The organism is Shewanella marisflavi (genome assembly GCF_002215585.1).
GTDB classification, from domain to species: Bacteria; Pseudomonadota; Gammaproteobacteria; order Enterobacterales; family Shewanellaceae; genus Shewanella; species Shewanella marisflavi.
In genome coordinates this window covers 4,028,744-4,049,485 of sequence record NZ_CP022272.1, presented here as the reverse complement: position 1 = coordinate 4,049,485, position 20,742 = coordinate 4,028,744, and the positions used below count along the sequence as shown (strand labels likewise).

The 20,742-nt window shown below is 51.2% G+C and carries 19 protein-coding genes; 13 read left to right on the top strand and 6 right to left on the bottom strand.

The features are described 5' to 3' along the window. Positions 1–21 precede the first annotated feature (21 nt). Positions 22–1,440 carry a tetratricopeptide repeat protein gene (locus CFF01_RS17825; protein WP_088905677.1) on the top strand — a complete coding sequence of 473 codons (1,419 nt, stop codon included), beginning with the start codon at positions 22–24 and terminating at the stop codon, positions 1,438–1,440. Between the two features lie 72 nt (positions 1,441–1,512). After that, positions 1,513–2,799 (top strand): DUF885 domain-containing protein, encoded by a 1,287-nt coding sequence (locus CFF01_RS17820; protein WP_232479474.1) that lies wholly within the window; start codon positions 1,513–1,515, stop codon positions 2,797–2,799. Positions 2,800–2,888: 89 nt separating this feature from the next. Here the strand turns inward: CFF01_RS17820 and CFF01_RS17815 are convergent, their stop codons facing one another. Beyond that, a complete protein-coding gene (locus CFF01_RS17815; protein WP_033540255.1) occupies positions 2,889–3,239 on the bottom strand; it encodes a hypothetical protein in 351 nt (116 codons plus the stop codon). A 212-nt stretch (positions 3,240–3,451) separates the two neighbouring features. After that, positions 3,452–4,414, bottom strand: coding sequence for a LysR family transcriptional regulator (locus CFF01_RS17810; RefSeq protein WP_088905675.1), 963 nt, complete (start codon positions 4,412–4,414; stop codon positions 3,452–3,454). A 111-nt stretch (positions 4,415–4,525) separates the two neighbouring features. Between CFF01_RS17810 and CFF01_RS17805 the strand changes: the two genes are divergently transcribed. Further along, positions 4,526–5,728 (top strand): multidrug effflux MFS transporter, encoded by a 1,203-nt coding sequence (locus tag CFF01_RS17805; RefSeq protein WP_033540253.1) that lies wholly within the window; start codon positions 4,526–4,528, stop codon positions 5,726–5,728. 79 nt (positions 5,729–5,807) lie between these two features. On the opposite strand, the gene CFF01_RS17800 is transcribed toward CFF01_RS17805, so the two are convergent. Then, complete coding sequence (locus CFF01_RS17800; protein WP_088905674.1) at positions 5,808–6,761, bottom strand: outer membrane beta-barrel protein; 954 nt, start codon at positions 6,759–6,761, stop codon at positions 5,808–5,810. 223 nt (positions 6,762–6,984) lie between these two features. On the opposite strand from CFF01_RS17800, the gene CFF01_RS17795 reads away from it, so the two are divergent. Further along, entirely contained in the window at positions 6,985–7,587 is a 603-nt protein-coding gene (locus CFF01_RS17795; protein WP_088905673.1) for a tRNA-uridine aminocarboxypropyltransferase, read from the top strand. A 187-nt stretch (positions 7,588–7,774) separates the two neighbouring features. On the opposite strand, the gene CFF01_RS17790 is transcribed toward CFF01_RS17795, so the two are convergent. Further along, complete coding sequence (locus CFF01_RS17790; RefSeq protein ID WP_088905672.1) at positions 7,775–9,880, bottom strand: putative bifunctional diguanylate cyclase/phosphodiesterase; 2,106 nt, start codon at positions 9,878–9,880, stop codon at positions 7,775–7,777. Positions 9,881–10,131: 251 nt separating this feature from the next. Between CFF01_RS17790 and CFF01_RS17785 the strand changes: the two genes are divergently transcribed. Further along, positions 10,132–10,473 (top strand): hypothetical protein, encoded by a 342-nt coding sequence (locus CFF01_RS17785; RefSeq protein ID WP_088905671.1) that lies wholly within the window; start codon positions 10,132–10,134, stop codon positions 10,471–10,473. Between the two features lie 17 nt (positions 10,474–10,490). Beyond that, positions 10,491–11,135 carry a class I SAM-dependent methyltransferase gene (locus CFF01_RS17780; RefSeq protein WP_088905670.1) on the top strand — a complete coding sequence of 215 codons (645 nt, stop codon included), beginning with the start codon at positions 10,491–10,493 and terminating at the stop codon, positions 11,133–11,135. Here the strand turns inward: CFF01_RS17780 and CFF01_RS17775 are convergent. Next, positions 11,132–11,842: a flagellar brake domain-containing protein gene (locus CFF01_RS17775; protein ID WP_033540248.1), complete on the bottom strand. Its 711-nt coding sequence runs from the start codon at positions 11,840–11,842 to the stop codon at positions 11,132–11,134. The genes CFF01_RS17780 and CFF01_RS17775 overlap by 4 nt on opposite strands. Before the next feature lie 375 nt (positions 11,843–12,217). Here CFF01_RS17775 and CFF01_RS17770 point away from each other — a divergent pair, with 375 nt between their 5' ends. From CFF01_RS17770 to CFF01_RS17755, 4 genes are all read left to right on the top strand, one after another. Beyond that, positions 12,218–13,549, top strand: coding sequence for a M16 family metallopeptidase (locus CFF01_RS17770; protein WP_033540247.1), 1,332 nt, complete (start codon positions 12,218–12,220; stop codon positions 13,547–13,549). Between the two features lie 53 nt (positions 13,550–13,602). Next, entirely contained in the window at positions 13,603–14,991 is a 1,389-nt protein-coding gene (locus CFF01_RS17765; protein ID WP_408640523.1) for a M16 family metallopeptidase, read from the top strand. Positions 14,992–15,146: 155 nt separating this feature from the next. After that, positions 15,147–15,710, top strand: coding sequence for a hypothetical protein (locus CFF01_RS17760; protein WP_088905668.1), 564 nt, complete (start codon positions 15,147–15,149; stop codon positions 15,708–15,710). Then, entirely contained in the window at positions 15,694–16,209 is a 516-nt protein-coding gene (locus CFF01_RS17755) for a hypothetical protein (RefSeq protein WP_088905667.1), read from the top strand. The genes CFF01_RS17760 and CFF01_RS17755 overlap by 17 nt, the downstream gene beginning before the upstream one ends. On the opposite strand, the gene trmL is transcribed toward CFF01_RS17755, so the two are convergent. Further along, on the bottom strand, positions 16,206–16,670 hold the full coding sequence (trmL, locus tag CFF01_RS17750) for a tRNA (uridine(34)/cytosine(34)/5-carboxymethylaminomethyluridine(34)-2'-O)-methyltransferase TrmL (RefSeq protein WP_033540243.1): 465 nt from the start codon (positions 16,668–16,670) through the stop codon (positions 16,206–16,208). The two genes, CFF01_RS17755 and trmL, sit on opposite strands and share 4 nt — an antisense overlap. A 384-nt stretch (positions 16,671–17,054) precedes the next feature. Here trmL and CFF01_RS17745 point away from each other — a divergent pair, with 384 nt between their 5' ends. From CFF01_RS17745 to CFF01_RS17735, 3 genes are all read left to right on the top strand, one after another. Next, positions 17,055–17,654 (top strand): cysteine dioxygenase family protein, encoded by a 600-nt coding sequence (locus CFF01_RS17745; RefSeq protein ID WP_088905666.1) that lies wholly within the window; start codon positions 17,055–17,057, stop codon positions 17,652–17,654. A 509-nt stretch (positions 17,655–18,163) separates the two neighbouring features. Further along, complete coding sequence (locus CFF01_RS17740) at positions 18,164–18,931, top strand: gluconate 2-dehydrogenase subunit 3 family protein (RefSeq protein WP_088905665.1); 768 nt, start codon at positions 18,164–18,166, stop codon at positions 18,929–18,931. Positions 18,932–18,934: 3 nt separating this feature from the next. Continuing rightward, complete coding sequence (locus tag CFF01_RS17735; protein ID WP_088905664.1) at positions 18,935–20,704, top strand: GMC family oxidoreductase; 1,770 nt, start codon at positions 18,935–18,937, stop codon at positions 20,702–20,704. The last annotated feature ends 38 nt before the right edge of the window (positions 20,705–20,742 follow it).

Below are 20,742 nucleotides of genomic sequence, written 5' to 3'. Positions count from 1 at the left end.
GATACCCACGGAGTCCTCACCTTGCTTAGCGATATCGAACTGGTTAGCCAATTTTCTCGCGACTTAGGTGAAGACTACCGTGTGGCCAAGAGCTATGTGCGAGACGTGCCGACCCAGGCACTGTTACATGTACGTAGCTTTACCCATAAGTTGACCGATAAGCTGGCTTCATCTCAGCAGTTGGTGTTCGACAGCCCTAATCTTTACGACCGCATCGAAACCCTCAACCGTCAGCGCGTGATCAATGTCAGGGTGACCCGGGCATTGCACCGTTTGCGCGGCGATGGTAACCGCGGCGCTCACCCTGAGAAATATCACCTCACCCAAGAGGCGTTGCAGCAACTGGCTGAAAAGGCAATTGAGCGCCTGGTTAAACTGGTGGAAGAGCTTTATCCCATCTTCTGTGATGGCGAGGCCCCTGAATATCAATTTGAGCCTTTCGATGCCTTTGCCGGGCGGGATCTCTGTTATCGCGCCGTGATGGAGAACGATCCCCAGGCGCAATATTTGGTGGGGATGTCGCTCAAGACAAAGGCGTTGATGCAGAAGGAGCAGGAGCAGGCGCTGCGTGATGAGGCTGATGCCGAGCCTAAGCTTGATAGCGAAGCAAGCTTTAAGCAGGCTGCCCATTGGTTTGCCCTGGCTGCCCCTTATCTGCCCGAGGCTCAGCACGAACATGGGGTGAGTTTACTGCACGGCTATGCGGGCGAAGTAGATGCAGCGGCCGGAGAGAGTGCCATTATTGCCGCTGCCAAGGCGGGTGTGGTTAATGCCATGGCACTGCTGGGGTATTTCTATCTGGTCGGTGGTGAGCAGATCAGTGTCGATACCCAACTGGCTTATCGCTACCTGCAGGCCGCCGCCGATCGCGAGCAGTCCGAGGCGATGGCGAATCTGGGCGTGCTCTATTATCAACAGGCCAACTATGCTCAGGCCTATCACTACATCTCCAGTGCCGCTCAGGCGGGTTTTCCCCATGCACAATATCATCTTGCCTTGATGTTGGCGCGCGGAGAAGGGTGTCAGCCCGATCCCCTAGCGAGCGAGCAGTGGATGGCCGAGGCCGCCGAGCAGGGACAACTCGATGCTATGCTGCATTGTGCCCAGCAGATGCTGAACAATGAGAATGCCCTGGGTAATGATTTCTCCTTAGCCGAGCGCTATCTGAGAGAAGCGGTGAAATATGGTCACAGCGTTCCGGCCATGATAGAGCTGAGCATCGCCCTGGCCGATGGCATCTTAGGCCGTATCGATGTGGTAGGCTCGGCGGCGCTACTCAAGATGGCCCGGCAGCGTGGCAACGCCCGTGAAAAAGAGGTGATAGCCCCCTTGTGGGAGTCACTGACCCTGCAGATAGATAAGGTATTGGCGGTCACTCAGGCCCCCGATGAACTAAAAGCCCTGCAGCGTGCTCGCGAGCTTTTGAGCGATCCCGAATAACCCTCTTATTGCATACAATATTCATTTGTGGCTTAATGAGCGCCTCTGTTTCTCAGCTGGTGTGGAGTCTCTGTGTCTCATCCTCAAACGGCCGCTTGTGTCATCTGCCATCAAACCTCTGCTGCGGCCCAGTGCGCTGCCTCTAACAGGACGCTCAACGCCTTAGCCGAAGGCTATATCAAACTCGTCTTGGCGATAGGCTGTCATCAACCTCTTTATGTCGACGCCTATTATGGTCCCGCTGACTGGCAAGCTCAGGCGAGCCTTAGGCCGCTTACTGAACTGGTCGCCGACTCTGCTTCGTTAAGGGCGGAGTGTGACAAGGTAAGCAAGGGGTTAGATTGTCAGGCGCTCATCCAGCGACATCGCTTTTTAACCAAACAACTGACCTCGGTGGCAAGTTATTTAACCGGACTCATGGGGGAGTCGCTGAGTTTCGAGCAGGAATCTTTGGCTCTCTATGATGCTAAAGCGCCTAAGCATCAGCTGAGTCACTTTAGTGAGGCCCTTGCCGAGCTCGATAGGCTATTGCCGGGTGAGGGGAGTCTGACTTCAAGGTTTGAAGCGTACCGGCGCCCGTTTATCGTGCCATTTGACAAGGTACCTCAGGTCTTTACCGCCGCGGTGGAGCAGGCCAGAGCGGTGACGCGGCAACATATTGTGCTGCCGGAAGAGGAGCGCTTTAGGGTGGAGTTCGTTAAGGATAAGATCTGGACTGCCTACAACTGGTATCAGGGTGACTACACGAGTCTTATCCAGCTCAATCAAGATCATCCCTTGTATCTGGAGCGGGCAATGGAGCTGGCCAGCCACGAAGGCTATCCGGGGCATCATCTGTTTAACCTGCTGCAAGAACGGGATCTGGTTATGGGCCTAGGTTGGATGGAATATGCTGTTTACCCGCTTTACAGCCCTATCTCGTTTCTCTCTGAGGGCAGTGCCAACTATGGCTTGTCACTCTTGATGTCTAAGGCAGAAATTATTGCCTTCGAGCGGGAGGTGTTAATGCCTTTGGCGGGTATTGAGGGCGATATTCATCACTATCATAGGGTGATGGATGCCTACAAAGGCTTAGCCCATCTGGATGAATTGGTGTGCCGGCAGTTTATCGACGGTGAAATCGATGCTGATCAGGCAGCGCAAATGTTAGTGGAGTTTGGTTTGTATAGCAGTGCTAAGGCGGCGCAGCGGGTAGACTTCTACCGCTCTAATCGCAGCTATGTGATTAACTATCACTTTGGCGAGGCCAGTGTCGGGGAATATGTGACGAGTCAGGCCCGTGACACAGCACAGGCCTGGAGGGTATTTGCCGCCCTATTGGCCAGACCAAGGGCGGCGAGTGAGATATACCAATCCTAGTAAATAGCTGATCATCCTAGCTTGTTTAAACGCTCGATAACTGCGTTTATCCGACGCTATGTCTGATCACTTACTGACTGTGATTGGTATTATTCGTTAGGGTCGTGCTCGAAGGTACGTCCCTGACGTGGGGCCTGGGTTTGACCGAAGGGCGATGCGGTGTCAAATGACCGCGCCGAATATCCCTTTTGATCAAAACCTGCTGTACGCTCGCCAAAGGCGGCGTTCCCCTGCTGGCGAAACTTTGCCAGCTGGCGCTTAAGAAAGACCCGGCCAAACAGGCTCAGGATAATAAAGCTTAAGGCGCCGACGAGAATGACAAAGGGAAGCGCTAGCAAGACCAATGTCATGACGACTAAACCGATTGCGAAGGCCATCCAGCCTTTAGTACCCGAGAACCTATGCTGAAAAGGCGTCTGTTGAAATTGATGATAAATCATAGTTTCTCCCTAAGGGCCGTCTAACTTTCAGGTTGAATTTCTGTTCGATATGCCCTGCATTAATGGCTCGATTGTGCACATACAGCCCAGCGAGATCACGTTAAATTCGTTTAATCTAAGCCGTAAAATGTTACTGAATGTCTCCGTGGCTACCCAAGCATCATAACCAGTCCAAGGTTAACCTAAGCTGAACCAAGCGCCGATTTACGGCATTAGTCTTGATGAAATGCCTGGGCAACACTCTTGCAGATGGTTTCGCGTATCCACTTATGTCCGGGCTCGTCGTTATTGCGCTCATGCCATAGCAATACATAGGCCAGGGAGTGGAAATCGAAGGGTAGGGGCAACTCCTCCAGGGCGTAGAGTTTGCGGGCATGGGCCGCAAAACTGGAGGGTAAGGTAAAGATCAGATCGCTATGGGCGCAGACACTGGCGGCGCCATAGAAATCGGGTACTGTGGTGCTCAGGTGGCGACGCTTACCCGATTTAGCCAGAAAGTAGTCCAGTGCCCACCACTCATTGCCCTCGCAGCGCACCTGTACATGTGACATCTCCAGATAGATATCCAGATCCCATCGATGATTTCTGATGGCTGGCAGCATGGGATGATCCTGGCGAACCAGACAGACCTGATAGTCGGTAAACAGCGTCTGATGAGCTATCCCTTCAGGTAGCCGGTCGATGATGAGATCCGATTGCGGATTGATATCCCGTCCGGTAATACCAAAATCTATCTGCCCCTTCTGCAGCGACGAGAGGGACTTCTCCATCCAAAGATAGGAGTCCAACCTGAGGTTGGGGGCATTATTGAGCAGGGGCCCGATAAAGTAGGGGATCAGCGTCTCATAGGCACTCTCGACCATGGCAAAAGAGAACTGGCGCCGACTGCTGGCGGGATTGAAGCTCGGCGGCTGGGTCAGCTGGTAGAGTCCCTGCAACATGTCGGGCAGCTGTTGGCCAAGATAGGCGGCATGGGCCGTGGGTTTAAGGCCGTGTGCGGTGCGGATAAAGAGTGGGTCGCCTAAGGTATCACGCAGACGGTTGAGGCTCTTACTCAGGGCGGATTGGCTTAGGTGAAGACGGCTGGCGGCGCGGGTAACGCTGCGCTCTTCCAGTAGGACTTGCAGCATGACCAAGAGGTTTAGATCGATTCGGGCCAGGTTGTCGAGATTCATAATGATATTCCTTAAAGGAAATTAGCTTTTGAAATTATACCATTTCTGTTCATAACTAGGCTGGTCTAAAATGCTCCCTATTACCTTAACCCCTATGTAAATTAGAGAAATATGCGTCGAAACCTGTTACCCATACTCATGTTAATGGTGGTCTTGAGCCCCCTTGCCATCGACATCTATCTGCCCTCAATGCCAGTCATGGCGGCTGAATTTGCCGTGTCGGCTAGTCAGGTGCAATCGACGCTAGTGCTGTTTTTGTTTGCCATGGGGGTCGGTCAGGTGTTGATAGGCCCACTGGCGGATCGCTATGGTCGTCGCCCTATTGCACTGGGTGGTCTGCTGCTCTATATCGCCAGCAGTCTATTGGCCGTGGTGGCGATGGAGTTTCATTGGCTGCAACTGGCCCGCGTGCTACAAGGCTTAGCCGCCTGCTCAACCTCTATTGTGGTCTTTAGTGCTGTCAGAGATTGCTTTACGCCTAAAGAAGGTGCTCGTTATTACAGTTATCTGAACGGGGTGATCTGTGTGATCCCGGCGTTGGCACCCACCCTAGGCGGCCTGTTGGCGCTGCAGTTTGGCTGGCGTTCTACCTTCGTGTTTATGACGCTGTACGCCATCATCATCATGATCATCGTCGGCTATCGCCTGCCGGAGACCCGCCCCGCGAATACTGTGACCGAAGGGCCGCTCTATCGCTGGTCACGCTATAAGCCTGTGCTGATCGATCCGCACTTTATGTTCTACGCCTTTGCCTGTATGGCTGGTATGGCGGCAATTCTCGCCTATGTTTCCTACTCGCCTGTGTGGCTTATCGAGACAATAGGCGTGTCCGAGCTGACCTTCAGCGGTCTGTTTGGTCTCAACGCTTTAGTGAACATCGCAGCCTGTTTTGCCGCGCCAGTGGTGATTCAGAAGCTGGGTAACCGTCCGACAGTGATCCTAGCGCTAAGCACCATGTTGGTCTCTGCCCTATTGCAACTTGGGGTACAGTGGGCTGGCCCGCAGACAGGACTGGCGGCGGCCTTTGGTTTTATGTTGCCTATGATGCTGCTGTGTATCGGCTTTGCCCTGCTGCTCGGCCCGGCGACCAGTATGGCATTGGCAGGCTTTGGTGAGCGCGCCGGTACGGCCACCGCCATGCTTGGCTTTATCCAGATGAGTGGCGCCTCTATTTTGGCAGGACTGGTACAGCAGACATCGCTCACCGCTCCCTACGCCGTGGTCGTCGTCATGGGTGGCTTGGCAAGCCTGCTGTTGGTCGCCATGAACATGGGCCGACTAGATGCCTGGCACCAGGAGCGTCACGCCCATTGATAGCCGTAACCTAATCCATTAGCAACACCCTTTCAGCCTGCATTAGTGACCTCAATGCAGGCTTTTTTTTCGCCTGATGTTAGAAGCGGGCGTTTACCCCTATGCCGATAAGAAAATCATCGGCGAAATCTTCATCGGAAAATCGCTTTACCCCAGCGAAGTTGGCGGCGAAGTGGTTGGAGATCTGCCACCAATACTGTGTCGATAGGCTAAACAGGTTGATGCTGTCCTCAAAGGTATTTGTGTTAATACCATTATCTGGGGTGAGCCACTGGATTTTTGCATCGCTATTTAACCAAGTATAACCGGCGCCAACAGACCAGGCTGGGGTGATATACCAGTCTGCGCTCAGGCTCACTTGAGTCGTGTCATTGTGATAACCTGCCACTTCTAATTGTGAGCTTATGGTATTACTGGTTTCCAGTTGGCCATATTCGATTTGGGCCTTGAAATCTAAGCCTGTGGTGGATTGCAGCGGAAAGTAGCTATGGATATGGGCGCCGTATAGATCGCTGTCTTTATCGAATGTAATAACTTCTGCAGTGCTTAGATTCCAAGAGTCTGAGTTGCCTTGATATTGATAATAGATGGCGACTTCGGAGCTATCGTTAAAATAATAGCCAAGGTTTATGCCATAGCCGGTTTCATCTTCATCTATTGGAGAACTTAAAAACTCACTGCTATCTACGTTGAGATAGAGATAATTGGCGCCAATAAACCAATTTGAGGCCATCACATATCGGCCATCTACACTGTATCTCACCGTATCGTCATAGGCGTTGGTCTGGGCATACATACCGCCGAGATAGGAGCTTTGTGCTAAAAATCCGGCTAAAGCATGGGGGGCATTGTTATTTTTCACCGGCTCAAAATAGAAACGGTAGTCAAGATTCCACAGACCGTCTTCGAAGTTATCGGTATCGGTACCGAAGCTCACATTGGCTTCATGTTGGAAGGTGTTAACGGCTTCACCGGCAAATACCTGTGTGGTTAAACCTAAGAGAAGGGGGAGTGTGAGTAGCTGCTTTTTCATTTTTCTTCCTTGTTGTCATGATGAAGGCTGCATCCATGCTGTGATAACACTCTGCTGCCCGTTATAATCTTGCTGGTATACGAGCTGTTGCCCGGTAGCGGATTATATTTGTTAAGTAATTGTTGTGTAAAGGTTTGATTTTTATGCGTCAGTTCCAGAGCAAGCCGCCTTTTGCGTCAGTTAGGTTAGCATTCAGCGCCTACCCATTAATCGTGAGGATCTTGTGAGCCGTCCTGTTTGTCCCAAATGCCAATACCCTGTGAATGCCTGCCTGTGCGAGCACATTCGGCCGCTGTCGACCCATGTCGAGCTGATTGTGTTGCAACACCCGAGTGAGGTGTCACATGCCAAGAACAGTGTAAAGCTGATGCAAGCCGTGATGGGGGATAGATTGCGACTGGTGGTAGGGGAGACGCCGACGGATTTTACCGACTTGAGGACCTACCTTAAGGCTCAAACCCGGCCAGTGTTGTTGCTCTACCCGAGTGAAACCAGTCAGCCGATAAAGTCACCTAAGAATAACCATGAAGCGATCTTGCTGCTGCTCGACGGTACTTGGCGAAAAGCTTTTAAGCTGCTTAAGTTAAACCCCTGGTTGGCCGAGTATCCTGCGGTGCATCTGGATCTCGACGCCCCGTCTAAATACACCATACGCAAAGCCAAACGCGATGATAGCCTGTCCACCCTTGAGGCGGCGGCATTGGCCATTGAAACCTTGGAACCAAGCTGTGATGTGTCACCGCTCACCGATGCCTTAGCGGCCTTGGTACGGCAAAGACTCGATGCCATGCCGCCAGAGGTGAGGCAAAGGTATCTCCAGAAATAGGCAATGGTAAAACTGTGAAGCAGATATAAATTGGCAGATCAGCCTATGGCATAGATCACGATAATGTTAGGTAATTTAGGGTTTAATAGTCTTAGTCACCCTTGATAGGGTGGTCAGATAGCTGTGTCAGTTTACTGTCCATGCAGGGAGGCAGTATTGCCCTAGAGGTGCTGACACAGTTATCGGTTCAATGGGCCATGAAGTTTGCCTTGGTGAACTGCCCCGCCGCTGCCGGATATCCATAGAAATACCCTTGTGCAAACCCTTTACCCATGCCTGACAGTATCTGTTTCTGTTCCAGGGTCTCGACGCCTTCCACCACGAATTGAATATTAAGTGCCTGGGCGAGTTGGATCATTGCCTGACAGAGCTCTCTTCCTTGAGGCTCGTTGAGCCGTTCGGCGAAGCCCGCATCTATCTTCAGCGTGTCTATAGGCAGATTCCCCAGCTTGCTAAGAGAAGATAGCCCCGCGCCAAAATCATCGATGGCGATACGCACGCCCAGCGCCTTTAGCTGGCTTAGGGTCTGTTTAACTCGCATGGGTTGGCGCAGTAGCGCCGACTCAGTGATCTCCAGTACCAGGTTGCAGGCGGGCAGGAGGCTCAACGCCAGCGCGTGTTTGACCTGTTGGACAAAATCTGGATGTTCGAGCTGGGTTGCCGACACATTCACGCAGGCCTGTAGTGGCTTTTTCAGCTCATCTTGCCATTTGGCGACTTGAGTACAGGCAGTGGTGAGTACCCACTGACCTATATTGATCAACAAGCCCGTCTCTTCCAGCAGAGGTACGAAATCGCAGGCCTCTATGATCTCGCCATCGCTCTTGTGCCAACGCAGCAGGGCTTCGACGCCAATCACCTGGTTACCCTCAAGATCCACAATCACCTGATAGGCCAGTTGGAACTGATTCAGGCTGAAGGCATGGCGCAGGTCGTTGATGGTCTTGAGTCTATGCTGAGCATCTTTGTGCATCTTGTTGTCATAGAAGAGCACATGATTAGGGCTCTTCTTGGCACAATACATGGCGGTATCGGCACAGCTGAGCAGCTGAGCTGCTTGATCGCTATGGGTTGGGAATAGCGCGATGCCAACACTGGTGCCCAGATAAAATTTCTGACCGTTGATCTCAAAGGGAGCATCAAAAATGGCGAGCAACTGCTGGGAGACGGCCTCTATCTCGTCAACATTGTGGTAATCGGTTAAGACTAAAGTGAACTCATCGCCACCGAGCCTAGCGATATGAGCCTTATCGATACAGCTGGCTTCGAGGCGGGCGGCCACCAGTTGCAGTACTTTGTCACCAGTGGCGTGGCCAAAGCAATCATTCACATTCTTAAAGCCGTTGAGATCCATAAACATCACGGCGCCCAGCTTACCTGTCTGCTGTTTGACCTCGGCGAGAGCTTGATCCAGATGCAGCTTGAGCTGATGTCGATTGGGCAGGCCTGTTAGGGTATCCACCATGGCTTGCTCTGTCAGGCGTGACTCCAGGCGTTTCTTGGCGCTGATGTCGCTGAACAGGGTGACATAATAGATCTCACCATCGATCTGTATCTTGCGGCAACTCTTCCAGGCGGGAAATTGGCTGCCGTCTGAGCGGGTCTTAGTGGTTTCTCCCTGCCAGCTGCCTCTATCTTCCAGGCTCTGTAGGAAGTCGCTGTGACATTGGCTGGCATCGCTAAAGCCCTGTACCTCGTCTGGTCCTTTGTGGAGTAGCTGATCGGCACTATAGCCACAGATGCGGCACATCGCCTTATTAACCGCGATAATCTCATGCTTGTCATTACTGATGTAAACCGCCTCGGCGCTATCTTCCAGTATGCTGGAGATCAGTTGTGCGGGTAGGCGTTCAAAGCCGTTAGAGATGTTGTTGCGCCGCTTGGCGCGCCTGTCGGCGGGATCGAAACGGGCCAGAATGACCTCTGCGTCGCCTAGCTTGGCAGGTAGCATGCTGACCAAGGTGGGCAACTCGCTGCCAAGCTGGCTCATATGCAGCCAGTTGATGCTGATGTGCTCACCTTGATGGACTCGCTCAATTAACTGCTGCGCACGTTCTATGCTGTTGATGCCATTTGACTGAATACGCGGAGAGAAGTCATAGGGTGTGGCATTGATAAAGCTGTCCAGCTGGGTTTGAAAATAATCCAGGGTGCCTTGGTTGGCGCCTATGAAGGAGTGGCCCTTGAGGATAGCTAAGAAAGCAGAGTCGTCCTCACGCCAACGTTCGAGTTGCCGCTGAGTCTCAGGCTGCGCGCTGCTTAGCTGCGCCAATAAAGTTAACCAAGGGCCCATAGGGTGCTCCATGAGATAGGGCAATGAGACGTTAATTTACAGTGGCTTAAGTGATAGCCTCATTACAGGTATGGTTAAAAGTACCGCGAATCAGGAGCAGACTCAAACCTAAGGATAGGTTTTTGCGCTATTTTTAATGCTTTTTTATGACGTTTCGCACGCCTAAGCTTGTGTGGAAAGGTTTTTCGACGTTGTGATGACGATAGTGCTAAAATCGGCTCACACCTATCGATTAGTTAAGGATAACTGTCATGATTAACGCCATGATGCCCCGTCTTGCCTTGGTATTACTGATCGGCTTGAGTCTGAATCTCGCCGCCAAAGAACATAAGCGCCTCAGCCCGACTGCCGAGGAGGCCAGCGAGATTGCACGCCAAACCGAGGCCGAGCAACTTGAGAAAGCCAGGGAGGCGGCTAAAGACACCCAGACACGGGAAAAGGAAGTGCTCAAGCGCCAGCAATCGGGTGAATGGCAAGAGTCGCAACGGGAGAAAGCCCAGCGACAGTTTAATGAGCGTGAAAGCCGAGAGGCTAAATATTTAAAAGACGCGATCGATGCGGCGGCGCAAGATCGAAAAATTCCTAAACCCTAACTCTAATTGGATGCTGCGTGAGTCTTTGCCCCCTTTGTCATAGTGAACACTTAAGTTTATTTCATCGCGATAAACACAGAGAATACCTGATCTGCGGCCAGTGCCAGCTGGTGAGTGTTCCTGAACAATACCGTTTAAGCGCCGAGGATGAGAAGGCGTTTTATGATCATCATGAAAACAACAGTGAAGATGCCGGCTATCGGCGTTTCCTGGGGCGTACCTGGCTCCCCCTGCTTGAGCGCTTGACCTCAGCCCATAAGGGGTTGGATTTTGGCTGTGGCCCTGGCCCCACCATAAGTGTCATGGCCGATGAGGTGGGTATTGCCATGGAGAATTACGATCTCTACTACTTTCCCCATGAGGCGTTGCTCGAGAAGCAATATGACTTTATCACCATGACAGAGGTGATTGAGCATGTGGCAGATGCGCAAGGTTTACTTACTCGCCTTGACGCCATGATGAAGCCCGGTAGCTGTTTAGCTGTGATGACCAAGCGAGTGCTGAGTCAGGCGGCTTTTGCTCATTGGCATTACAAGCAGGATCTGACCCATATCTGTTTCTATAGCCAGGCGACCTTTGAGTGGGTCGCCAAGCAGCTCAATTGGCAATTAGAAGTCATAGACAAAGATGTCGTCTTCTTTACCAAGGCTCAAATCGGCTAGCTTTTGGGTTGCTGCATCAGGTGGTTGATGATCACCTTTTGCGCAAAGCCCTGCTGATCTTCCTCCATATGCGCGTCATCTAAGGTAAATCCATATTGGAACTGCTGCCGTCCCACGCCCGGTGGCTGAATGTTTTTCAGTATGATGGGCACACTTAGGGTTTCTTCAGACTGGGTAAGCTTGACCTGTAACAGATAGGTCTTGTTGAGCGTGCCGCCTTCTATTTCATTGCCTATATAGGCGCCCCCCTTGATTGAGATATCCTGTAAAAATCCGCTTGAACAGAGAAGTGGCGACTCGCTCTCTGCCTGCTGTTCATGTATCGAGGCGGGTACATTGACCGGGATGCGGCTATGTTGCCTCAGCGCCACACTCTGAAGCGTCTTAGGGTATTTCACCACTAACCAGCGACCGGCGTGGTTAAGCAGGGTTTTGATTTGACTGCGAAAGGCCAAAATGTTGGCTTCCGGGTCGTCGCTGTTGATTAGGCGCACCACAACCCCCTGGCCCTGGGTGATGTACTCCTGGGCGGCCTGCCAATATTTGTCTTGTCCCAAGGCGAGGATAATGGCGTTGTCGGGATCGATGCCGATGAGCCGGGTTCTGAGTCTAATGGGTCTGAGCGGTGTGAGTATCTGCAGCTGGGCTTCCGTGTTGCAGTTGATGCGATTAAGGTAAGCCAAGTCAATTTCTGTGGCTGACGGCAAGGTGAATTCTCCCTTGGGTTAGTGTGGCCATGCTTTTTTCTTAGCATGGCACAAAAGCAATAAGTTACAATTCTCTTTGGCGATAATTGCTACAACAGACTTGATCTTATTTATAATTTCACCTCTTATACGAATCACAGTAAGTAAGTGATCAGAAATTGCGTAAGAAAAACGCTTGAGAACAAGGCAGAATTTTTTGATAGCTAGTGATGCTACTATCAAAAATGATAACGCCGTTTTCGAGCGTTTTAATAAGCTAGGATGAGCAGTTATTTACTACGATTGGTATTTAGGTTTCAAATAGCGAGGGCATTTGCCTTGGCGGTCCTCGATACCGAGATAAATTCTATCTGCTCACGAATGAGGGAACGACAGATGATGCGAAAGATAATCGCACTGTGCCTAACCATAGGGGGATTACTCTCCGCAATGGGGGCGCAGGCTACTCAGGCTGAAGATATAAAGAGCTTCACCTTAGATAACGGCATGAAAATTATGGTGCTCGAAGATGCATCTATCCCCAATGCCAATATGTACCTGTTTTGGAAGGTGGGCTCTCGCAACGAGGTTCCTGGCATTACCGGTATCTCACACTTTTTCGAACATATGATGTTTAATGGCTCGAAAAAATATGGTCCCAAGATGTTCGACCGCACCATGGAAGCGGCGGGCGGTGCCAATAACGCCTACACCACAGAAAACTTAACCGTCTATACCAACTGGTTCCCGGCTAATGCGCTGGAAACCATCTTCGATCTCGAGGCCGATCGTATCGCCAATCTGGATATCAATGCAGAGATGGTGGAGAGTGAGCGTGGAGTGGTGGCATCTGAGCGCACCACAGGGCTGGAAAACTCCAACTGGCGTACTTTGCAAGAAGAGATCAAAGGCGCAGCCTTTCGCGCGCACCCTTACAGCTGGTCTGTTATAGGCCATGAGTCAGACATTGCCGCCTGGACCCTAGAAGATCTGGTGCAGTATCACAAGACCTACTATGCCCCGAACAATGCCGTGGTGGTGATCGCCGGTGATGTGAAGCTCAATGAGGTGAAGGCGTTAGCCAACCAATACTTTGCGCCTATTCCTGCTCAGACCCCACCTCGCGAGGTGAAGACGGTTGAGCCGCTGCAGAAGGGTGAACGTCGCGTCTTCGTGCAAAAGGCGTCGGTAAGCACGCCCAACGTGATGCTGGCCTTCCATGTACCGGCAACTTCACACCAGGATTACTACGCCCTGGATCTACTCTCTTCTATCCTCACCACAGGCAATAGTTCACGCCTCTATCAAGGGCTGGTGGAGAAGCAAGTCGCCATTGAGGTGGAGACCTATATGCCGATGAGTTTCGACCCGAACCTCTTCTATGTCATGGGCGTGGCCAATCCTGGTATCACAGCCAAAGAGCTTGAGACAGGCATGATAGGCGAGATCAATCGTATCGCCCGTGAAGGCGTGACTCAGGATGAGCTGGAGAAGGTGAAAAACATCAAGTTGATGAATTTCTACCGAACCATGGAAACCATCAATGGCAAGGCCAATACCCTGGGTACCTATGAGCTCTATTTCGGCAGCTTTGAGAAACTATTTAATGCGCCAGAAGCCTATAGCAAGGTGACCCCAGAAGATATTCAGCGCGTCGCGCAAACTTATTTACGCCGCGCCAACCGTACCGTTGGCGTATTAGCGGCCACAGAGGAGAGTGACCAATGAAGACCCTATTGACTCAATTCCCTCAAAGCCTTGCTAAGCTGGGCTCGGCCGCCATGATGGCCGGAGCGTTCACCTTGGCGGGCTGTGCGACGACGCCGAGCCAGACTGTCGATACCGGCAGCTTTAGCATGCCGGCTTACGAGCAGTATCAACTGGCCAATGGCATGACAGTCTATCTGATGCCACAAACCGAGGTGCCGCTCATCACTGTCAGCGCCGTGGTGCGCGCCGGCGCAGTCAACGACACGACTTCCGGGGTAGCCAGCATGACGGCTAAATCCCTGCTGCTGGGTGCTAATGGCAAGAGTAAGTCAGATATCGAGCAGATGGTCGATTTCCTGGGGGCCTCAATTGCCGCCGATGCGGGCAAAGAGGGTAGCTTTATCGATGCCGACTTTATGGCAAAAGATACCGATAAGCTGCTACCACTGGTGCGGGATCTGCTGCGCAGCCCAGATTTCGATGCCAACGAATTCGACAAGTTACGCCAGCGCGAAATGGCGGGCCTGGCTCAGGAAAAAGAGAGTCCTCGAGTGGTGATCCACCGCTACTTCGACAAGCTGGTGTTTGGCGATCACCCTTATGGTAATCCGGCATCGGGCAACCGGGATTCACTGGCAGAGCTGACGGTTAATCAACTGCGCGCCTTTCATATGAGTTACTACCAGCCGCAAAATATCGCCTTCTCTGTGGTCGGCGATTTCAAGCCAAGTGAGATGAAGGCTAAGCTCGACAAGCTGTTTGGCGACTGGCAGAACGGCGAGGCGATCACCAAGCAAGATCTGGCCAAGGGACAACCTCAGCTAGATGCCAGCAAGGTACTGCTGGTCAACAAGGGGGATGCCATCGAAACCACTTTCCTGATCGGCGGTAAAGGCATTAGCCGCAACAACCCTGATTACGTGGGGCTACAGGTGGTAAACACCATCTTAGGTGGCCGCTTTACCTCTTGGCTTAACGATGAGCTGCGGGTGAATGCCGGTTTGACCTATGGTGCCCGCTCAGCCTTTACCCCGTATTCTCAAGGGGGCGTGTTCAGAATCAGCACCTTTACCAAGAGTGACACCACCAAGGAGGCGATCGATCTGGCACTGAAGACCTATGCACGTCTGTGGCAGACGGGGATAGACCAGGCGACGCTGGACTCGGCCAAGGCTTACGTTAAGGGACAGTTCCCACCTAAGTTTGAGACCAGCGCGCAACTTGCCGGCCTCTTGTCGAGCATGTACCTCTATGGCTTCGACGACAGCTTTATCAACGACTTCCAAAAGAATGTCGACGGTCTGACCCTGACGGAAACTCAGCGTCTGGTGCAAAGCTACTTCCCACAGGATAAGCTGCAATATGTGTTGATCGGTAATGCCGATAAGATAGGCACTATTGCCGCCGAATATGGTGAAGTGAAGCAGGTGGATATCGGTGCGGTTGGGTTCGCCCAATAGCCGATAGTTCATCAGGCTGAATCGATAAAGGCTCGCGGGTTACCCCCTGCGGGCCTTTTTATTGAGTGGCAAATCCCGCTGGTGAGTGCTCGCATTTCTACAGGCTTTCATCTAGGGTTAATAAAACCTTAGCTTAGTCATACTGGGAGATATGAATGGAATCTCGTGTCGAACCTACCTCGCCTGCACAACCCCCAGAGCAGGCTTGTGACCATACCGATTGGTGTCACCTGCAAGAAACCACTAAGCTGCTCCTGTTAGCGACGGCGCAGATCGAGCTGTCGCTAACCGATGGCGACCATAATGTTACAGGTCTGGGGCAGCTGTTTACTGAGATGGCGGCGCATTTAACTCAGGTCAATGGCCATCTGCATAGCAAGGGCGATACTCCGAGTGATATCCTGGCTCACAGTGATAACCTTGTGCAGGCGATCGACAGCGGCGTGCAGGCTTTTCAGTTTTACGATCGCATCTCCCAGCGGCTCAGTCATGTGATCACCGCCTTAAGCCTGATGGAAGGCATGTTGGGAGATGAGAAGCGGCGTCAGTCCCCTTCGGCTTGGCAGGCGTTACAGACTGAGATCCAGGCGCATTATTCGCTCGACTGTGAGCGCGAGATGTTTGAGGCGCTATTGCGAGGCGTGCCGATGCATGAGGCACTTCAAGGTTACAGAGATAATCACCTACACCAAACTAAACAAGATGTTGAACTGTTTTAGACGACTTTTTTTGCTGTGCGCCCTGTTAGCGACGCCTATGGCGGTGGCCGATAAGATCGCCCTGTCGCCTTTCTGTCAGGCTTTAGCGGGCGAGTGGCAGGGAGAGGCGTCTCGGCCCCAAGGGCAAATCAAACCGGTACAGGTCGAAGGGATCTGCAGCGCCGACAGGCGTCAGCTGATGCTCTCGGTGAGCCAACATGCCAGCCATCCTCTGAGCGAGACCTGGTGGTTTCGTGAAGGTGATGGCGAGATCAAGCTAACCTACTTTAATGGCGTGGATGCCGACAAGATCCTCTACTTTAGCCTGTACCGCGAAGGGGCGGGATTTTCGCTTTTAGGTAAAGGGATAGTGCAGCAGCGCCCGGCGATGATCCGTCTTAATTTCACGCCTCAAGGGAGCGGCTGGTTATGGCTACAGAAGGTGCAATATCTGGATCAGGACGATGACGACTATCAAGTCTATCGCGGCATCGCCCTCAATCCCATTGCTCAGGGTTAACAGGCGCCCGGATAGCCGAGTTGACGCCAGGCTTCATAGCTGATGATGGCGACCGAGTTCGACAGGTTTAGACTGCGGCTGCTGGCGGCCATGGGGATGCGCAGGCGCTGGCTGGTGGGAATCGATTCGATTATCTCCATGGGCAGGCCGCGAGTCTCGGGACCAAACAGCAAGACATCATCCTTCTCAAAAGCGATTTCGCTGTGAGGGCGACTGCCCTTAGTGGTACAGGCCATGATGCGTTTACCCGCCATGGCGCTAAGAAAACTCTCAAAGTCTTTATGGCGGGTGACTCGGGTCAGATCGCTATAGTCCAGCCCGGCGCGGCGCAGCTTTTTCTCTTCAAGATCGAAACCCAAAGGCTCGATAAGGTGTAGCTGGCAGCCATTGTTGGCGCACAGGCGAATGATATTGCCGGTATTGGGGGCAATCTCTGGCTCATAGAGGGCGATATGAAACATCTTGGCGTACCTTTGAACGGATGAGCGGCGATTATAAGGGAAATGGTGATGGGGGAAAACCGCCCTTTTGCCGTGGGAAGTTGCCTGACTGGTGAGGGGTGGCTGGTTAGTTGTTGTGGCGTCTGGCTGAGTTGATGTTTGCAGGGGTTATGAAGGGCTAACCTTCGCTGTTTCTTATCGCCTACCCGGCGGGTGCTTTATATGGAAGCACTAATGTCGTGATCACAGGATCGGTGAGCTTCCCTACATAACGCCGATATTTCCCCAATCCCTTTATTGCCCTTCTATCTTATGGCTATCATCTGCTATCGACCTATTGCTTATTTATTGTCTTCGGCAGATCACCTAGCCTTGATTAATGGTATTTAGGGCAGAGAGTGTGTGATGGATAACATTGGCAGATTGCGGGATTTTGTTCAGTCCTTTACTCAGTTGGTTGAGCAAGTCGGCAGCGATGAGGCGGGTATCTTTACCCATGGCAAGGCGCTGCTATCGGAGCTTATTGCTCACGATGACTGGTTACCCCATGCCTTTGCTCAGCCGAGCAGCGAAAGCTATCGGCAGTATCTGCTCTATTGTGATCCTCTTGAGCGTTTTTCTGTGGTGAGTTTTGTCTGGACGCCCGGGCAGACCACGCCCATTCATGACCATACAGTGTGGGGCATGGTGGGTGTGCTGCGCGGCGCTGAGCGCTGTGAGGAATATGAGCTGGAGACTGAAACCTCAGGCTTGCGGGCGAGTGGCAGCCATGAGTTGCCTGTTGGCAGTGTCGATCTAGTCTCGCCAGATATTGGCGACATCCACAGGGTATCGAACGCCCTCGCGGAGGGGGTCTCGGTCAGCATTCATGCCTATGGCGCCAACATAGGTGCGGTGCGGCGGCATATCTATGATCTCGATACCGGGATTAAGAAACCATTTATATCAGGATATTCGAACAAGGTGATGCCGAATATTTGGGACCACTTGGGGCATTTAGAGTGAGGGGGAAGGTTGAGCCTTTATGGCGACCTTTGGCCTGTTCTAAGGGGGCGTATATGGAAGTCACAATGTGATGCTCAAAGGGCCTGTGTTCTTCCTTACTTCACGCTGATATTTCTCATATCCCTATGGATCAGATGTGAAGGCGCGATGCGCGATGGTTGTTTAATTTCACTCTAATTACATGATTTATAATCTATCTGTCAGTTGGTTACTTAGGGCATCGCTATCTGCTTCTAATGCTCGGACGTCTAAAATAGCAAGGTTATAGAAAATTCTCATCGTAACCGATTAAGTCTTTACTATGGGGTTCTTCGCTTACTCGCAATTCATTAAATCGGCAATCTGGTCTCATTATTGTGATGATCATCTAGGCTGTTTACCTCCAGTATTGCGTCCCTAATGAGTGCAGTTTTTTTTGTATGTTTTCTGCATATTGAATATCGGCCGTCTACACTTGGATAACCCTTGATTAGGCATGGCGCCAGGGACTCATAGAGGAAACATCGTTTATGAAAAATGACAAAGCAGATAAAGATGAAATGGTTGACGAAGGGAGACGAACGCTTTTCAAAGCTGCAGGTATAGTGGCAGCGGGTGCGGCTGTAGCCTCAAGCATGGGAGCCAGTAACGCATTTGCAGATAATCTTAATAAGCCCAAGCCAGCAAACTCACCACAATATCTGTTTCTTCATCCCGATGAAGTGATTTTTGTTCAGGCCGCCACGGCGCGAATCATCCCATCAGAGCCAGATGTGCCAGGTGCACTTGAAGCCGATGTGACTAACTTTATTGACAAGGCGCTAGCTAGTCCATGGGGCGGTGGATCGGATATGTATGTCAGTGGTCCGTGGCAGCCGGGCACGCCTGAACAAGGTTACCAACTTAAATTCACTCCATCAGAACTTTATCGTACGGCATTAACCGCCATTAATAAGCAATTGGCAGCGCTTGGTACGCCCTTTACCGAGATGAGCGAAGCTCAACAGGATGCCTATTTAACTAAATTGGAAGCCGGTGCAATGGACTTAGATGGCGTACCATCGGCGGTGTTTTTTTCCATGTTATTGCAGAACACATTAGAAGGATACTTAGCTGACCCTAGCTATGGTGGCAATAAAGAGATGGTCGGCTGGAAAGCCATAGGGTTTCCGGGCGCTTATGCATCTTGGTATGACCTTGCTGATAAGCATGGGATTAATTTAGAAGTGCGAACATCGAATCCCATTAGTATGGCTAATGCGCCGAAACATATGGTTCATCCAGGGAAAGGAGAGTAATTCATGGTAAAGACATTAGATGCCGTAGACGCGGTAGTTGTTGGCGTCGGTATGAGTGGTTCGATCATTGCGCATGAACTGACCAAGGCTGGGCAGAAAGTGGTCGGGTTAGAGAGAGGTAGTGGCCGCAATACCGTGCCAGATTTTCAGGCGCCCGCAATGCACGATGAGCTCAAGTATTCAATACGTAAAGGATTAATGCAGAGCGCCCAAAAAGAAGCGGTGACTATGCGAAACAAATCTGATCAAACCGCTTTACCCATTCGCCGTTGGCAAGCATTTTTACCGGGCACAGGCTTAGGAGGTTCGGCTGTGCATTGGAATGGCAATATTTGGCGGTTTCAAGAGGCTGATTTTGTCCTTAAATCACATATAGAAAAGCGCTATGGCAAAGATTTTATCGACCCATCTCTTTCTATTCAGGATTGGGGAGTGACCTATTCAGAGCTAGAGCCCTACTATGATCGTTTTGAAAAGCTTTATGGGGCCTGTGGTAAAGCCGGTAACATTCAGGGCAAAATTCAAGAGGGAGGAAATCCCTTTGAAGCCCCGCGCTCTAGCGAATATCCTAACAAACCAATGAAACAAACCTACGCAGGAGCTTTGTTTACGAAAGCGGCACAAAGCCTTGGCTATAAACCGTTTCCAATGCCATCGTGCACCATGTCACAACGCTATACCAATCCGCTTGGTCTCACCATGGAAGCCTGTGTTATGTGTGGTTTTTGTGAGCGTTATGGTTGTGAGCACAAAGCCAAAGCCAGTCCGCAAACAACAGTATTGCCTGTCTTGCTCAAAAGCGAACTCTTTGAGCTAAGAACTCAAACCCAAGTGTTAAAGGTCGAGTTAGATAAAGATGGCAAAAAAGCCATTGGTGTTACCTATGTCAACGCGGCAGGTGAAGAGGTGTTCCAGCCAGCAGCACTAGTCGTTTTAAGTATGTTTTCACTTAATAATGTGCGAATGATGCTGCTTTCCGGTATTGGCAAACCCTATAACCCAGTTACCCAAGAAGGTGTCGTGGGGCGCAATTACACCTACCAAACCATTAGTGGTGCAGAGGTGTTTTTTGATGACAACGTAAGGGTCAATCCTTTTATGGCCTCGGGTTCGACTATGATGGCCATCGATGAGTTCTCTGGAGATAATTTTGATCACTCTAAACTTGGTTTTATAGGAGGTGCTTACCTCTATTCTAATATTACCAATGGTCAACCAATTGGATTTCATCCTGTTCCACCCGGCACACCACGTTGGGGGCAAAAGTTTAAAAATGCCATGCTCAAGCACTACAATCACACGGTTAAGATTGGGGCGCATGGATCATCAATGCCAACGCCGACAAACTATTTGGATCTGGATCCTACCTATAAAGATGCTTGGGGCCAGCCATTGCTGCGGATGACTTTTGATTTTTCAGAAAATGATCTCAAGATGTCAGCCTATATCACGAGCAAATTAGAGGAAATAGGCAAGGCCATGGGAGGCAAGCAGGTTGTAGCCAGTGCGCGAAAAGGGCCATTTGACTGTAATATTTATCAATCCACGCATAATTGTGGTGGTGCTGTGATGGGGGATGACCCAAGTATAAGTGCCGTTAATACCTACCTTCAAAGTTGGGATGTGTCCAACGTGTTTGTTGTTGGTGCGTCAGCTTTTGCGCATAACGGAAGTTATAATCCAACGGGTACTTTGGGAGCGCTTACCTATCGTGCTGCGGAGGCGTTAACCTCTAAGTACCTAAAATCACCTGGGCCATTGGTGTCATTATGATGAAGATAAATTACATACAAGTTTGTATATTAATATTC

Bases quoted from the DNA above. Each gene is read 5' to 3' on its own strand.
- CFF01_RS17790 (WP_088905672.1), bottom strand. From the start codon at position 9,880: ATGGGCCCTTGGTTAACTTTATTGGCGCAGCTAAGCAGCGCGCAGCCT.
- CFF01_RS17740 (WP_088905665.1), top strand. From the start codon at position 18,164: ATGAAAAATGACAAAGCAGATAAAGATGAAATGGTTGACGAAGGGAGA.
- CFF01_RS17755 (WP_088905667.1), top strand. From the start codon at position 15,694: ATGTTGAACTGTTTTAGACGACTTTTTTTGCTGTGCGCCCTGTTAGCG.
- CFF01_RS17800 (WP_088905674.1), bottom strand. From the start codon at position 6,761: ATGAAAAAGCAGCTACTCACACTCCCCCTTCTCTTAGGTTTAACCACA.
- CFF01_RS17815 (WP_033540255.1), bottom strand. From the start codon at position 3,239: ATGATTTATCATCAATTTCAACAGACGCCTTTTCAGCATAGGTTCTCG.
- CFF01_RS17765 (WP_408640523.1), top strand. From the start codon at position 13,603: ATGATGGCCGGAGCGTTCACCTTGGCGGGCTGTGCGACGACGCCGAGC.
- CFF01_RS17770 (WP_033540247.1), top strand. From the start codon at position 12,218: ATGATGCGAAAGATAATCGCACTGTGCCTAACCATAGGGGGATTACTC.
- CFF01_RS17760 (WP_088905668.1), top strand. From the start codon at position 15,147: ATGGAATCTCGTGTCGAACCTACCTCGCCTGCACAACCCCCAGAGCAG.
- CFF01_RS17745 (WP_088905666.1), top strand. From the start codon at position 17,055: ATGGATAACATTGGCAGATTGCGGGATTTTGTTCAGTCCTTTACTCAG.
- CFF01_RS17810 (WP_088905675.1), bottom strand. From the start codon at position 4,414: ATGAATCTCGACAACCTGGCCCGAATCGATCTAAACCTCTTGGTCATG.
- CFF01_RS17785 (WP_088905671.1), top strand. From the start codon at position 10,132: ATGATTAACGCCATGATGCCCCGTCTTGCCTTGGTATTACTGATCGGC.
- trmL (WP_033540243.1), bottom strand. From the start codon at position 16,670: ATGTTTCATATCGCCCTCTATGAGCCAGAGATTGCCCCCAATACCGGC.
- CFF01_RS17805 (WP_033540253.1), top strand. From the start codon at position 4,526: ATGCGTCGAAACCTGTTACCCATACTCATGTTAATGGTGGTCTTGAGC.
- CFF01_RS17735 (WP_088905664.1), top strand. From the start codon at position 18,935: ATGGTAAAGACATTAGATGCCGTAGACGCGGTAGTTGTTGGCGTCGGT.